We start from the raw sequence: 14748 nt of genomic DNA, 5'->3' as shown, positions 1-14748 counted from the left end.
GTCCTCCTTGATCTCTTTGTAGCGGTTGGCAGACCGGCTACCATTTTATCATGAAGGTCAAGGGATTTTTACTCATAGCTATAAGCTTTCCTGAACCCCCAGTCGAACTGGGGGTTTTCTTGTACAATAATAAAACCTCTTAACTAGAATCGTTAAGAGGTTTAATAGAAATAACAGCCATAACGGCCATAGCAGCTATAGCATTCACTAATAAACACCCCCTATCGCTCGTAGAGTTGATTGGTGCAACAAAACAGGCAGGTCTTCTGGCTCAAGCGTCATCGCCCTTGCAACCTTCCCGGTTTCCCAGTGGCATCTTGCAAGGACTCTTCTTTCACAGCGGCGGGACCGCGCGGGATTTACACCCGCTTCCCTTTTAACCGATTCATGCCTAGTTTGGCCAAACATAATCGGCACCTGTTTCGATTATTCGATTTTCCATGCTCATCATAACGTATAAAAGTTCATTTGTCATGTGAATCTTTGGTTAACCGGCAACGAAAATCGGCCCCCTTGCGGGAGCCTTCGCTTTTAAACTCGTTATGACAGCACCTTCTCAAATACAGGAGAGTTAGCCGTTCTGCCCGGGAAATTCACTTCGCCACGTTGATCGTAGCCCAATCCGCGATACAGCTTCAATGCTGCCGTATTCTTGGCGTAAGTATCCAACCGGATGCTGCTGTATCCTTCGCGCACCGCATATTCTTCGGAAAAGGCGATCAATTTGCGGGCAATCCCTTGGCCCTGCGCTTCAGGATCAACGGCAATCCGATGCATCATCAAAGGCGCTCCCTCCGCCTGCTTCCAATCAATAGTCCGGTACTGCTCGGCCTGATTCTCATCGAGCACGATTATGCCAAGTATCCGGCCATCGCCTTGCGCGACGAAGAGCGTCCCACGCTGCAAGTCCTCCCCGATCACGTCCCGGTTAGGGTAATGCTCATCCCACTGATCGCTGCCCCCGGCCTGCATCGCCGCTACGCAACGGGCGATCATTTCCATGATTTCTTGAAGTTCCTCTATGCGTCCTGTCCGAATTTCAATCTTCATCTGCTGCACCTGCCCTAGCTTTTAGACCAGTTTACTAAATGTCAAACAAGAATTGCAATTCGATCGCCGTTCTATTTTTCGTTTCGTTACACCAGCAACAAGGTAATTTACAAGGCGATTAGCGTGTTTACGTTTCGTCCCGCCCGACGGGTCGTCAGCCGTTGTGGTTTTATGAAATGGACTCCCTTGGCAGGTTTTCTCGTCAAATCAATCGCCTCGCATGGAAAAAACTGCATTCCCGCAGGCATTGCAGCACGACACCGGCATTGATGAGCTATCCTGCTTCTTAATAAGCGGTCCAGCCTGCATCCGCGGTAACGACGGTGCCGTTCACAAATCCGGAGTCGTCGGAAGCGAGGAATAAGGCGACTTTCGCAATCTCTTCCGGTTCGCCGGATCTCGGGTTATTGCCCGACCCGGACATTGCTTTTTCCATGCCGAACGCATTCGGGTTGTTCATGGTTGTGCCGATATTTGTGTTCACGCCGCCCGGAGCGATGGCATTGCAACGAATTCCCGATGTCGCATATTGAAACCCGACATTCTTCGTCAGCCCGATAAGCGCGTGTTTCGCGGCCGTATATGCGGCACCCGCTCTCGAACCTTTTAAGCCGCCAATGGAAGCGATATTGACGATGACCCCGTTGCCTTTCTCCAGGAAAATCGGCAGCGCTTTTCTGATGGCCCGCATCGGTCCGGTCGCATTGACGGCGAACACTCTGTCCCATAACTCATCCGTTACATCGGCTGCAGGAACGAAATTATCCATAATGCCGGCATTATTCACGAGGATGTCTAACGTACCGTATGTACCAACCGCTGTGTCGATAAGATTTTGAATATCTTCTTCTTTGGCTACATTCGCTGCGATACCGATCGCTTCCCCGCCGTTTGCTTTAATTTCTTCGACCGTTGCATTGGCCGCGTCTGCATTCAAATCCGATACAACGACTTTCGCTCCTTCTTTGGCATACAAAATCGCTATCGCTTTCCCCATGCCAGAAGCCGCCCCCGTTATGACCGCAACCTTGTTTTGAAGTCTCATGGCAATCCCCCTATCAAAATGAATGCGTTTTCGCTTACATATTTATTATAGTGAATCGTGTCTGAATTATTCAATCGATCGTTTAATGTCGTTTGGCCGGTAACAAAATGTACAACTGGAATAGCCGGTCCCGTTCTCAACAGGCCGAAGATGTCGATGGTCACCAATAACCGCTCTGGCATACAATAGCGCAAGGGGATGATCATGGTGTATAGAATCATTGTTGATTTATCTGATCGAATGTTATATTTGCTTAACGACGATATTGTTGTCAGAGGCTATCCTGTGGGCATTGGCAAGATGCTTACACAAACTCCGTCTGGCGAATTTACAATTGTAAATAAAAGTCCTAATCCAGGCGGGCCATTCGGTGCTTATTGGATGGGATTATCCAAACCGCATTACGGGATTCACGGCACGAATAACCCGTCGTCGATTGGTAAAGAGGTCTCGCATGGCTGCATTCGCATGTACAATCAAGATGTCCTCGAACTGGCGAAAATGATACCCGTTGGAACACGCGTAACGATTCGCCCGTAATTTATCGGCGTAGAAAATGCACCTTACTCGGAATTAGAAAAAAGAACTCTCAACATTTCAATGAATTGATGAAAGACCTTTGTTTAATATGAATCCGATAATCCAAGAAGCTACAGCGACCATCCATATTCCGCATTATTCCAACTCCGCCAAAGCTTCTCATACCTTCTCATCATTCATTCGTAAAATCTCCCCCCTCTCAGAGAAAAAGAAAAGAGCCTGCAAATATGCAGACTCCTATGCTATAATCGGCTTGTACAACTGAACGGCTTACAAGGGCGGTCGGCTAATCTCCCAGAAGGGAGGTGATGCCGTGGAGGTTAAGGATGCCTTGACGCTTATGATCGGTTTCGGTTCTTTGCTTATTGCAGTGCTGACGCTGGTCATAACCATCGTCATCGCACTTATCCATAACACAAAGAAATAGACCGCCCTCTGCAAAGGTAAACCGGTCTATTTCCTGATCGTTTAACCCAAAGCCGACCGCTCTTGAAGCGGCTGTTGTACAAGGAGTCGGTTGCCGCCGGCTCCTTCTTTATTATTATGATATCATGACTACGCTATGCGAAGCAATAAACGATAGACGACTATGACATGATAATGTGTATGATACCCGTCCAAGTTAATCGTTCTAGCGCGTTTCCCGGTGTATATATTTTTCGCAGAAAATGTGATTTTTGTGTAAAAAGGCTCCCTCTCGGGAGCCTGATATATGATAAGCTTGTGGGTGGCTTACATCATGCCGCCCATTCCGCCCATGCCGCCCATATCTGGCATAGCCGGTTTGTCTTTTTCCGGTTTGTCCGCAACAACCGCTTCGGTTGTCAGGAACATTGCCGCAACGGATGCCGCGTTTTGCAATGCGGAACGCGTTACTTTCACCGGATCCAGGATACCTGCATCCATCATGTTAACCCATTCGCCGGTAGCTGCGTTGTAGCCGATGCCTACCGCTTCTTTTTTCAGACGCTCAACGATGACGGAACCTTCTTGGCCCGCGTTCGATGCGATCGTGCGAACAGGCTCTTCCAGAGCGCGAAGCACGATGTTAACGCCCGTTTGCTCGTCTCCGCTCGCTTGAACGGCTTGCACAGCGGAATATACGTTCACAAGCGCCGTACCGCCGCCGGCAACGATGCCTTCTTCAACCCCGGCGCGAGTCGCGTTCAAAGCGTCTTCGATGCGAAGTTTGCGCTCTTTCAATTCCGTTTCCGTAGCTGCGCCGACTTTGATTACCGCTACGCCGCCGGCCAATTTAGCCAAACGCTCTTGCAGTTTCTCTTTGTCGAATTCGGAAGTCGTTTCTTCCAAAGCGGCACGAATTTGGTTGATGCGCGCTTGGATATCTTCTTTCGCGCCGTTTCCGTCAACGATGATCGTATTTTCTTTCGTTACGCGGATTTGACGCGCGCTGCCCAATTGCTCGATCGAAGTCGATTTCAATTCCAAACCTAATTTTTCCGTGATCACTTGACCGCCTGTCAATGCGGCGATATCTTGCAGCATCGCTTCGCGGCGATCGCCGAAGCCCGGAGCTTTAACCGCTACGCAAGTGAACGTTCCGCGAAGTTTGTTCACGATCAATGTCGCTTGCGCTTCGCCTTCCACGTCTTCGGCAATGATCAGCAATTGCTTGCCTTGTTGCACCACTTTCTCGAGTACAGGAAGAACCTCTTGAATGTTGGAGATTTTCTTGTCTGTAATCAAGATGTACGGGTTATCCAGAACAGCTTCCATTTTATCCGTATCTGTGATCATGTAAGGGGAAACGTATCCGCGGTCGAATTGCATACCTTCAACCACATCAAGCTCCGTGTTGAAGCCTTTGGATTCTTCCACTGTAATAACGCCGTCTTTGCCGACTTTCTCCATCGCTTCCGCGATCAGAGCGCCTACTTCTTCGTCCGCGGCGGAGATGGAAGCCACTTGTGCGATCGATTGTTTGCCTTCGATCGGTTTTGCAATTTTTTTCAATTCTTCAACAGCCGCACGAACCGCTTTTTCAATCCCTTTGCGGACTACCATCGGGTTAGCGCCGGCCGTTACGTTTTTCAAACCTTCGCGGATCATCGCTTGCGCAAGAACCGTAGCTGTCGTCGTACCGTCGCCGGCAACGTCGTTCGTTTTCGTAGCTACTTCTTTCACCAATTGCGCACCCATATTTTCAAATGCGTCTTCCAATTCGATTTCTTTCGCAATCGTCACACCGTCGTTCGTAATCAACGGGCTGCCGAATTTTTTCTCAAGCACGACGTTGCGGCCTTTCGGTCCGAGCGTTACCTTTACAGCATTCGCTAAAGCATCTACCCCACGAAGCATTGCGCGGCGCGCGTCTTCGCTAAAAATAATTTCTTTTGCCATTGTATAAAGCCCTCCCTAATAGTTTGATTGATGATCGTCGGCCAATTAGCCGATAATCGCGTGAATGTCGCTTTCTTTCATAATCAAATATTCTTTGCCTTCGTACTTGATTTCCGTGCCTGCGTATTTGGAGAAAATAACGCGGTCTCCTTCTTTCACCTCAAGCGGAATGCGAACGCCGTCTTTCAACGTGCCGCTGCCTACGGCGATGATTTTCCCCTCTTGCGGCTTCTCTTTCGCCGTATCCGGCAATACGATACCGAATGCCGTTGTTTCTTCTTTCTCGATTGGTTCAACCAATACGCGTTCACCTAAAGGTTTGATCATGAAAAATAGCCTCCTTTAAATTATGTTTGATGGAACGATCCCATTTATCGATCGGACCAATAAATCGGATCGTTATTCAATATGTTTCATATGTATTAGCACTCGTTGTCGTTTAGTGCTAATAACAATTTTTATGATACTCATTTTGAATTCATTTTTCAAGTGGTTTTGAATTATTTTTATAAACATTTTACAGGAGCGACGATGCCCTCGAACAATCGCGCGCCTTCCTCATTGTATCCATATGCAAGAAAAATATGCCAACTCTAAGCCTTATGACACAAAACGCCTATCCTGTGTTACAAGACAAGCGTTTATCGTTCCAAAGCGCCTTTATCGAATTCCTCTTCCCATGCCCTATCCTCCTCCAACTGCTTGCGGTACACCGCCGAGGATAGAAATACGCTGAATTCGTACAGCAAAATGAGCGGAATCGCCACGAGCGAGTCGGAGATCAAATCCGGGGGCGTGATCGTCACGCCGATGAAAATTAAGACAAAATAAGCGACACGGCGCATTTTGCGCAAGCGCTTCGGACTTAAAATGCGAATCCGCGTCAAAAACATAATCACGATCGGCAATTCAAACAATAGCGAGATCGGGATCAATATATTTAACAGAAACGAAAAATATTGCGAAATTCCGTACGTTTCCTGCAGTCCGAGATGCCTCGTCATATTGGTGGTGAAATTAAAAGCGAGCGGAAACACCACGAAATAAGCGAATGCCAGTCCGATCACAAACATGACGAACACGAACGGAATATAACGAAGCGTTGCCTTCCGCTCCACTTCCCGCAAGCCGGGGCTGACAAAAGCCCAAAGCTGGTACAGGGTGAATGGCAGCGTGACGACCAGCGCTACGACGAACGCGATTTTCATGTAATAACCGATCGCGTCCCACAGTGAAAACGCGTGCAGCGTAATTTGACTCGCTTCCTTCGTTGAAATAATGTATGAGAAGATCGGATCGGCGACAAGCAAGCCGCCAACCATCATCACAACGAGCACGACTAAGATATAAATAATCCGCCGCCGCAATTCACCCAGATGTTCGAACAAAGACATTGCGTCTTCGCGCTTTTTGGACATGCGACCACCAACCTAATCCGTTAACTTTTGCCCTGAGACGAGCATAAAAGAATCCCTCCCGTGAAGAAGGGATTGTTCTATGAAATAAAATGCTGTTCGATTTAATCGGGCAAGCGTCTGTCGTTCGCCCGTTTGTCTTCCGTAGAGGACGATTGAGGCGTTTCGTCGATCGTGCGCACCTCTCTGCGTCTGTCTTTGCGGTCCAAATCGTCATCGTCCGAGATGATGTCGCGCGCGCCCGCTTTAAATTCCCGCAACGTACGGCCGAATGCACGGCCAAGCTCCGGCAGCTTATTCGGTCCGAATAACAGCAGAGCTACTACAATCAATAAAATGAACCCGGTTACACCGATACCGCTACCACCCATTCCATTTTCCTCCTATTCGTTCCTTCATTTCATGCCATCGCTTCCCTGGAAGCGATATACGCTTTTGTCCACTGTGACCTTTATCATAGCACAACTTGATTCCATAAAATAGATAAATACATTGACAATTGTTTGAAGTTTGAAATTCACATGTTCACACGCTCTGCTCCCGTTCGAGTCCCGTAATCATCCGCAGCGCATAGGGGAGGTCATCCATAATCGCCGCCAAGTTTTCATGCACGCCTTTCGGACTGCCGGGCAAATTGACGATCAGCGTTTTGCCGCGAATGCCGCATATGCCGCGCGAAGTCATAGCGGCTCTTTTGTTTTTTTGAAATTGATGAAGCCTCATCGCCTCCGCCATTCCCGGAACAAGCCGGTCGATGACCCCCATCGTAGCCTCCGGCGTTACGTCGCGCTCGGCCAAGCCCGTTCCCCCGGTCGTAAGCAGAAGATCCGCTTCATAATAATCGGCCATTTCAATTAGAGCCGCCATAATCTCGTCTTGCTCGTCGGGAACGATCCGGTAATCTACAATTTCCCCGCCCAACTCCTCCTCGACCAATTCGCGGATGACTTGAGCGCTGGTATCCTCCCGCTCACCTCTCGAACCTTTGTCGCTCGCAGTTAGAACAGCCACTTTCCAGATCATTTCGGACTCTCCCTCCTATGAAAATTTCGATCATACATCCCTGTCTCCGTTATCAACCTATCTATATAAAAATCATGTTCCTCCATCGGCACTTCGCCAATCACCTGCAAATCGAAAGCGAGCGCAAGCAACAGAGGCGTTGATGTATCGTTTCGTTCTGCGTTCCCTTGCAGCCGCCGAAGCGTCGAAGCAAAACGGTCGTAATATCCTCCGCCGTATCCGACTCTGCCGCATCCGCGGTCGAAAGCGATTCCCGGAACGACGACAATATCGATCCCCGGCCATTCCTCTTCCGGCAAGCAGGGCAACGTTGTTCTCGGCTCGCGTATTCCCCATGCGCCCGCCTCCAAATCGTTCTCGGACTCGATTCGATACAGAACGAACGATAGATTATCCCGGTCGGTACGAGGGGCGTACACGGCGATGCCATGTTCCCAGCAATAGCGAACGAGAGGCATCGTATCCAATTCCCCGCGAAACGGTATATATGTAAAGACGGTAAGCCCGTTTCGCCGCTCCAGCATCGGCCTTACACAAGATTGTATAGCTTTCGCGCAAATCAGTTGCGACTTACGCGCATGCTCCGTTGGCGGCAAGGACGAGCGCTCGCTGCCGATTTGCAAACGGATCTGTCGTTTGCGCTGTTGCCGGCTCATGTCGTAGACCACATCCTTACACGGTTTCAGCGATCAAGCCTATCCCCAGTTTATCATTGTTATGTTACTTTCGCCAATATTCGGGCTTTTCCTGCCCTATCGTCGCACAATCCCGCAAATTCATGTACAATTATTATCATCTGCAAACTTCACAAAACAGAGCACATGCTTTCGAAGCAAGTTTTGTTGCGGCGTTATAACTGAGAAGAATTGCTTTACAAAACTTTTAGGAGGTTACATCGGCAATGTTGCTGCAAGCATCGGGCATATCCAAAAGTTATGGGACGACCAGCGTCCTTTCCAATATTCATTTGCAAATTCTCGAACGGGAACGAATCGGGCTCGTAGGGGTCAATGGAGCCGGAAAATCGACGTTATTGAAAATCATCGCCGGTGAAATGAGCGCGGACGGCGGGCAAATCTATAAAGCGAAGGAAACGCGCCTCGGCTATCTGGCCCAAAATAGCGGGCTGAACTCGGAACGCACGATATGGGACGAAATGCTTCATGTGTTCTCTCATTTAATAGAAGCGGAACGGGAATTGCGATTGCTGGAACAACAAATCGCCGATCCGGCGATTATGGAGGATGCCAAACGGTACGAGGACACGTTAAACCGTTATGCGCTCCGCTCGGATTGGTTTCGCGAGCAAGGCGGCTACGAAATGGAAACCCGTATCCGCAGCGTGCTGCACGGAATGGGATTCGGTCATTTTCCGCCGGATACCCCGATCCGTACGCTTAGCGGCGGGCAGAAAACGCGTCTTGCGCTCGCGCGCATTTTGCTGCAAGCCCCCGACTTGTTAATGTTGGACGAACCGACGAATTATTTGGACATCGCCACGCTCACCTGGCTGGAAGATTATTTGCGCACTTATCCGGGCGCGATTCTCGTCGTATCGCATGACCGCTATTTTTTGGACCGGCTCGTTACGGCCATCGTCGAAATCGAAAGGCATCAATCGAAGCGCTATACCGGCAACTACAGTCGATATATCGAATTGAAAGCCGCCGAGTATGAAATTCAAATGAAGCATTACGAGAAACAGCAAGAGGAAATCGCGAGAATGGAAGATTTCATCCAGCGCAATATCGTCCGCGCGACAACGACCAAACGGGCGCAAAGCCGCCGCAAAGCGCTCGAGCGGATGGAGAAGCTGGACAAACCGCTGGGCGACTTGAAAAAGGCCTATTTCTCGTTTGAAATCGACAGGCAATCGGGTAAGGAAGTTCTTCATGCCGCCGATCTGTCCGTCTCGTTCTCCGGCAAGCGGTTGTTCGAACGGGTTTCCTTCGAGCTGCGCCGGGGAGAAACGGTTGCGCTGATCGGACCGAACGGAATCGGCAAATCGACGTTGCTGAAAGCGTTGATCGGCCGGCAAACGACGGATGGCGGTTCGATTCGTTGGGGAACGAACGTAAAGCTCGGATACTACGATCAAGAGCAGACCGGCCTGAACGCGAACAATACGGTGCTGGAAGAAGTGTGGAGCGCATACCCGCATATCGACGAAGCGCGGATCCGTACCGTGCTGGGCAACTTTCTCTTCAGCGGCGAAGACGTTTTGAAGAAAGTGGCCGCATTAAGCGGCGGCGAAAAGGCGCGCGTGTCGTTGGCCAAATTGATGCTGCAGCATGCGAACGTATTAATTTTGGATGAGCCGACGAACCATTTGGATATTTTCAGCAAAGAAGTGTTGGAATCGGCGTTAATGGAATATGAAGGAACGCTCTTATTCATCTCGCATGACCGTTATTTCTTGAACAAAATGGCGGAACGCATGATTGAGCTAACCCCTAACGGCACGGAGCAATATTTAGGGAATTACGACGACTATGTGGCCAAAAAACAAGAATTGGAAGAAATCGCGCGGGAGTCGGCGGAATCTTCCGGCAAAACAAGCGGCGCTTCGGCAGCGAATCAGACGGAGAAGTCCGGCGCCGCCTCGTACGAAGCGGATAAACAATTGAAGCGCGAGGAACGAAGCCGTCAACGCAAGCTCGAGCAGCTTGAGCAGGACATCGCCCGCCTGGAGGCGGAAGTGGCTGAGCTGGAAGAGCAATTGACGCTTCCCGAAGTCTATAACGATTATGTGCTTGTTCAGGAAAAACAAGAGGAGATTCACGAGAAAAAGCAGCAGTTGGAACAAGCATACGACGCATGGGGCGAACTCATGGGATAACGATAGAAGAACCTCGATCCGGAGGCGATATTGCCGCGAATGATGCGGCAGCCGGGTCGAGGCTTTTTTGCGTTTGGGCATATCCACAGATTTATCCACAAAAACAGTGAATATTGTTGATGAATCCAGGGTGAAACGCACACATTTTCGCCCGGTTTTCAGGTGAATTTGGAGACAACCCAACATTATCCACTAATTCATCCACATTATCCACAATATCCACAGCATAAACGTGAAAATACTGTCCTCATTTTTCAAAAATTGCGCACACTTTAATTTTCGCCGTTTTCTAGTACTTATACACAAAAGACACAGGATATGTGGATAACTTTGTCCACATCGTATTCAAATGATTGCCCATTGGAAAACACCCAATAAAATTTGCAAATATGTTGGACGGAACGGGGTTCTATTGGAATCGATCCAATAGATTCGCTCGTTTTTTGCTTTTTATCGTTGTTTTTGCAGATTCCAATGTACTTTTTCCAATGGGAGAGATCAATAAGGGACCTGGTAGGCAAAACATTGGAAAAAATCCAACGTGGCATGATCCGCTATCGTTCCAAGACCGGAAACAATAGCCATTTGTCTCCGTTCAGGATTCATCCGTAATCGGAATTGCCCGTACGGAAGACCGTCCCGGCCCCGACTGACCCGCTTGGCCGGATGTATCGCATTTCTCGATCGCCTCGTCCAATATAGCGCGTACGCCGAGCAGCATTTCTTTGCGCGACGCCCGAAAATGTTTCCGCGCTTCCGCAGGAAGAAGTTCCGTCCTGCATTCGGCCGCCGCCTCTATGAAACAGTCCATTAATCTGCCTGCCAGCAATTCTCGAACGGAGCGGTTATTCATCGGATTTCCCTCCAAATCGAATCGATAGTTTGCGCTCGGTAAAGCGGGCGCCTTCGATATCGCGGCCCATTAATACGCGCGGCAGCAGAACCTTCCTTTTATACGGCCCCGCTTGCACGGTTAACTCGTCTCCTTTTTGGCTTAATTGCAGATCGTCTTTGTTCACGAACGGAATGCTCAAGTCAAGTACATACCCGTCTTCCTCTTTGCGAATATCTTGTATTTTCCCTCGATGCAGGACGTCTGACGCTATTCGCTCCGCGAAAGCGGCCTCGCCCATTCGTTCGAGCATCGTGAGTCCGGTGACTTCCGTCTGCATCATCGGTATGCGCAGAATCGGCAGCGGCAGGAAGGACGATTCGATCTCCCGCTCATATTTCTCCTGGATGCTATGCCATTCCGTCCAGTATCCGGTGGCGGCCTCTTTCGGAAGAATGCGGTTAATGACGACGGCATCCGTATTGAAGCCGAATAAACATAAATAAGTGAACGCTCTGCGCGCCTCCGCGATCACCATCTTTTCCGCATTGACGACCAGACGGATCGAAGTCATATCCGGGTCAAGCATAAGCTTCTGCATATCTTCCAACTCGCGCACGAATGTTTCGATTTTGTTCATGACGTTATCGTTCGGAAGCTCCAATCCGCTCACCATTTTGGCGACAGGGCGCGCCACTTTGGCGAGACGGCGCTGATACGGGAATATTTTCTCGATCCACCAATGCAGCACGTTCGGATAACTGAGCAGCCGCAGCGTTTCGCCGGTTGGAGCGCAGTCGACGACAATGCAATCGTATTCCCCGCTCATCGCATGACGCTTCAATTGCATGAGACTGAACAATTCCTCCAGCCCCGGAAATACGAGCATTTCCTCGTTCGTCACATCGCTCAGCTCCGCCCAATTCATCAAGCTCGTGAGCCATTGCCGCACTTCTCCCCAGTGCTTTTCCGTTTCTTTCAGGCTATCGATCTCCTGGCCCCATAACCGCGGAGCGATCGACACGGGATCGCCGCCGAGCTGCACGCCGACCGAATCCGATAAACTATGGGCCGCATCCGTACTCATGATGAGCGTACGCCGTCCTTCCTTCGCAAGTCTTGCCGCCGTCGCCGCGGCGACGCTCGTTTTGCCGACTCCGCCCTTTCCCGTATACACGATAATTCTCATTCCATCTCCTCCTATCGGATCTATTTTTAGCTAACGTATGACCTGCAAACGATAACATCAGCCCATTCAATTCAAAGGCGCATCTCTCCCATTCAAATCAAAGGCATCCCTCCTGCAAAATAGTACGATTTCGTAGTAATTCAGTAAAAAAATTTCGATGCCGAACCGGCTAACGAGGCGCGCGAGTCGTCCGACCAAGGTTAATCGTCAATTCGAATGTTGCGTATGGTGCCGGACGAACGCCCCGCCGTTCGATTGCCCTGACCGTCGCCTTGCAGCGCTTTGCCTATTTTGACGGCGATGCTCATGAACTGTTGCAGTTCCTCTTTGGTTAACGCCGATTCGACCCGGGCGATGACACTTTCCATGAACGAACGCGCTTGCTGCGCAAGCTGCTCGCCCTGCTCTGTAATCCGCGCCAAAATCATTCTTTGATCCTTATCCGATTGAACGCGCTCGATCAACCCTTTGCGCGCCATCCGTTTCGTCAGGCTCGTTACCGTGCTGAGCGGCGCGCCCAAGTCGGCCGCCAACTGGGACATCGTCTGTTCGCCGTATAAATGCAGCAAAATCAATGCGGTCAGTTCGGAACGATTCACCTTCTGCTCCCATTCAGCCGTTTCAGGCAACAAGCTCAAAGGGCGAAGGCCGGTTTTCACATAAAATTCGAGTATCCGCTCCATCGAAACGATGTTCCTCCATTACTACGAAAGTGAAGTTTTTTGATTTGCGTTCATTTTACTACGTTTTCGTAGTAATTGCAAGCGGGTAAAAAATGCGCGATAGCAAATATGCCTTATTCGCGAAGAGGAAACCCGCGAATAAGGCAAACTCGTACCCGATCCTTACATCCGTTATCATTCTACCGACCAGCCCTCTAGCGAAAACAGGGGCTCGGCTTTCATGTCCAACGGCGTAAACTGGCCGCGCTGCCATTTGAGGTAAGCGGCGGCGGCGATCATCGCCGCATTGTCTCCGCATAGCTCGTGCGGCGGTACAAACAGCGGCACCCGCTCCGCCTCGCAACGGGCCGCGAGCGCCGCGCGCAAGCCTTTGTTGGCGGCTACGCCGCCGCATAGCAACAACTGCTTGGCCTCGTAGGCTTTCACCGCCCGAATCGACTTCTCGACGAGAACGTCGATGACCGACTCTTGAAAGCCGCGAGCCAGCGCCGCCCGCATCGGCGGCTCGCCGCGCATTTTTGCTTGGTTGATCACGTTCAGCACCGCCGATTTCAGCCCGCTGAAGCTGAAATCGTACGATTCCGGTTCCAACCAAGCGCGCGGCAATTCGATCGCTTCGTCCGCTTCGCCCGCCAGCCGATCGACATGCGGCCCGCCCGGATACGGGAACTGCAGCGCGCGGGCCACTTTGTCGTACGCTTCGCCTACCGCGTCGTCGCGCGTGCGCCCGATCAGGCGAAATACGCCTTCGCGCTCGATATATACCAATTCCGTATGTCCGCCGGAAGCGACGAGCGCTACGCAAGGATATTCCATCTCATGGACTAAAGCGTTCGCGTAAATATGTCCCGCGATATGATGCGTGCCGATTAGCGGCAAATCCAGAGCCAGCGCCAAGCTTTTCGCCGCAACGATGCCGACGAGCAGCGAGCCGACCAGCCCCGGCCCTTGCGTGACCGCGATCGCGGACAAGTCCGCAAGGGATAGCCCCGACTTCCGCACCGCTTCGTCGATAATGAACGTAATCGTTTCTACATGTTTCCGCGACGCTACCTCCGGTACGACGCCGCCGAATTTTTGATGCGTATCGATCTGGCTGGAAACGATGTTGGCGACAATATCGCGCCCATCCTTGACGATCGCGACCGACGTCTCGTCGCAGCTCGTTTCGATCGCCAGAATGTAGCATGACTTCTTCGTATCTGCCATTGCTGTCACCGTCGCCACCCCGCTATGCTTATCTTGCAATGATTCCATTTCAACTGTTGTTCATCTCTTTCGTTATACTTTTTGTCCCGGCAAATCCGCCCACATAATTAACGCATCTTCGTTGTTGTCGGAATAATAGCGTTTCCGAACGCCCGAAGGGGCGAAGCCTAATTTGGCATATAGATTTTGCGCAATCGTATTGGAAACGCGGACTTCGAGCGTCATTCTCCGCATCCCGAGAAATGCCGCCGTCTTCATCATTTCCCGCAGCAGCCTTTCTCCCAGCTTGCGGCCGCGGTACGCAGGCCGAACGGCAATATTCGTAATATGCGCTTCGTCCACGATCGTCCACATGCCTCCATATCCGATAATGACGCCGTCGCATTCCATCACCATGTAGCGCGCAAAATGATTTTGCAGCAATTCGTTCCGGAATGCCTCCTCCGTCCACGGCAAGGCGAATGATTCCCGCTCCAGCGCAGCGATAGCCGGAATATCCTCCAATTGCATCATACGAAAGCAAAGATCGCCCGATTCGCTATGTCCGACCATGGTACCGCCT

16 protein-coding genes and 1 riboswitch are annotated in these 14748 nt (G+C 50.6%); of the genes, 3 read left to right on the top strand and 13 right to left on the bottom strand.

Annotation, left to right across the window (positions count from 1 at the left end; all coding sequences use genetic code 11):
* Positions 1 to 238 precede the first annotated feature (238 nt).
* Positions 239 to 436, bottom strand: a riboswitch (cobalamin riboswitch).
* Positions 437 to 540: 104 nt separating this feature from the next.
* Together LQ229_RS09395 and LQ229_RS09390 are read right to left on the bottom strand one after the other, a co-directional pair.
* On the bottom strand, positions 541 to 1050 hold the full coding sequence (locus LQ229_RS09395; protein ID WP_216539148.1) for a GNAT family N-acetyltransferase: 510 nt from the start codon (positions 1048 to 1050) through the stop codon (positions 541 to 543).
* A gap of 286 nt (positions 1051 to 1336) precedes the next feature.
* Positions 1337 to 2095, bottom strand: coding sequence for an SDR family oxidoreductase (locus LQ229_RS09390; RefSeq protein WP_216539149.1), 759 nt, complete (start codon positions 2093 to 2095; stop codon positions 1337 to 1339).
* 201 nt (positions 2096 to 2296) lie between these two features.
* Here LQ229_RS09390 and LQ229_RS09385 point away from each other — a divergent pair, with 201 nt between their 5' ends.
* Both LQ229_RS09385 and LQ229_RS09380 read left to right on the top strand, forming a co-directional pair.
* Entirely contained in the window at positions 2297 to 2635 is a 339-nt protein-coding gene (locus tag LQ229_RS09385) for a L,D-transpeptidase (RefSeq protein WP_216539208.1), read from the top strand.
* A gap of 313 nt (positions 2636 to 2948) precedes the next feature.
* Positions 2949 to 3062 (top strand): putative holin-like toxin, encoded by a 114-nt coding sequence (locus LQ229_RS09380; RefSeq protein WP_230191562.1) that lies wholly within the window; start codon positions 2949 to 2951, stop codon positions 3060 to 3062.
* 305 nt (positions 3063 to 3367) lie between these two features.
* Here the strand turns inward: LQ229_RS09380 and groL are convergent, their stop codons facing one another.
* From groL to LQ229_RS09350, 6 genes are all read right to left on the bottom strand, one after another.
* A complete protein-coding gene (gene groL / locus LQ229_RS09375; protein ID WP_216539150.1) occupies positions 3368 to 4996 on the bottom strand; it encodes a chaperonin GroEL in 1629 nt (542 codons plus the stop codon).
* Positions 4997 to 5041: 45 nt separating this feature from the next.
* Entirely contained in the window at positions 5042 to 5323 is a 282-nt protein-coding gene (groES, locus tag LQ229_RS09370) for a co-chaperone GroES (RefSeq protein ID WP_216539151.1), read from the bottom strand.
* Positions 5324 to 5637: 314 nt separating this feature from the next.
* Positions 5638 to 6414: a twin-arginine translocase subunit TatC gene (gene tatC, locus LQ229_RS09365; protein ID WP_230191561.1), complete on the bottom strand. Its 777-nt coding sequence runs from the start codon at positions 6412 to 6414 to the stop codon at positions 5638 to 5640.
* Between the two features lie 101 nt (positions 6415 to 6515).
* The gene (gene tatA, locus LQ229_RS09360; RefSeq protein ID WP_230191560.1) at positions 6516 to 6782 is read right to left on the bottom strand and encodes a twin-arginine translocase TatA/TatE family subunit; all 267 of its coding nucleotides are present in this window, start codon (positions 6780 to 6782) and stop codon (positions 6516 to 6518) included.
* A gap of 154 nt (positions 6783 to 6936) precedes the next feature.
* Positions 6937 to 7434 carry a MogA/MoaB family molybdenum cofactor biosynthesis protein gene (locus tag LQ229_RS09355; RefSeq protein ID WP_216539154.1) on the bottom strand — a complete coding sequence of 166 codons (498 nt, stop codon included), beginning with the start codon at positions 7432 to 7434 and terminating at the stop codon, positions 6937 to 6939.
* Positions 7431 to 8090, bottom strand: a complete 660-nt coding sequence (locus LQ229_RS09350; protein WP_230191559.1) for a 5-formyltetrahydrofolate cyclo-ligase — start codon at positions 8088 to 8090, stop codon at positions 7431 to 7433. The genes LQ229_RS09355 and LQ229_RS09350 overlap by 4 nt, the downstream gene beginning before the upstream one ends.
* 245 nt (positions 8091 to 8335) lie before the next feature.
* Here LQ229_RS09350 and abc-f point away from each other — a divergent pair, with 245 nt between their 5' ends.
* Positions 8336 to 10273, top strand: a complete 1938-nt coding sequence (abc-f, locus tag LQ229_RS09345) for a ribosomal protection-like ABC-F family protein (RefSeq protein ID WP_230191558.1) — start codon at positions 8336 to 8338, stop codon at positions 10271 to 10273.
* A gap of 595 nt (positions 10274 to 10868) precedes the next feature.
* Here abc-f and LQ229_RS09340 read toward each other — a convergent pair.
* The 5 genes from LQ229_RS09340 to rimI form a co-directional block, all read right to left on the bottom strand.
* Entirely contained in the window at positions 10869 to 11126 is a 258-nt protein-coding gene (locus LQ229_RS09340; protein WP_216539157.1) for a hypothetical protein, read from the bottom strand.
* Positions 11119 to 12294 (bottom strand): ArsA family ATPase, encoded by a 1176-nt coding sequence (locus LQ229_RS09335; RefSeq protein WP_230191557.1) that lies wholly within the window; start codon positions 12292 to 12294, stop codon positions 11119 to 11121. Before LQ229_RS09335 ends, LQ229_RS09340 begins: the two co-directional genes overlap by 8 nt.
* A gap of 200 nt (positions 12295 to 12494) precedes the next feature.
* Entirely contained in the window at positions 12495 to 12977 is a 483-nt protein-coding gene (locus LQ229_RS09330) for a MarR family transcriptional regulator (protein WP_230191556.1), read from the bottom strand.
* Between the two features lie 174 nt (positions 12978 to 13151).
* Positions 13152 to 14186, bottom strand: a complete 1035-nt coding sequence (gene tsaD, locus LQ229_RS09325; RefSeq protein WP_230191565.1) for a tRNA (adenosine(37)-N6)-threonylcarbamoyltransferase complex transferase subunit TsaD — start codon at positions 14184 to 14186, stop codon at positions 13152 to 13154.
* 72 nt (positions 14187 to 14258) lie between these two features.
* A complete protein-coding gene (gene rimI / locus LQ229_RS09320) occupies positions 14259 to 14738 on the bottom strand; it encodes a ribosomal protein S18-alanine N-acetyltransferase (protein ID WP_216539161.1) in 480 nt (159 codons plus the stop codon).
* Between the last annotated feature and the right edge of the window lie 10 nt (positions 14739 to 14748).

Source organism: Paenibacillus sp. CECT 9249 (assembly GCF_918697855.1).
Taxonomy (GTDB): domain Bacteria; phylum Bacillota; class Bacilli; order Paenibacillales; family Paenibacillaceae; genus MSJ-34.
Note: the sequence above shows the minus strand (reverse complement) of the source record. Positions and strands in the feature narration are given on the sequence as shown.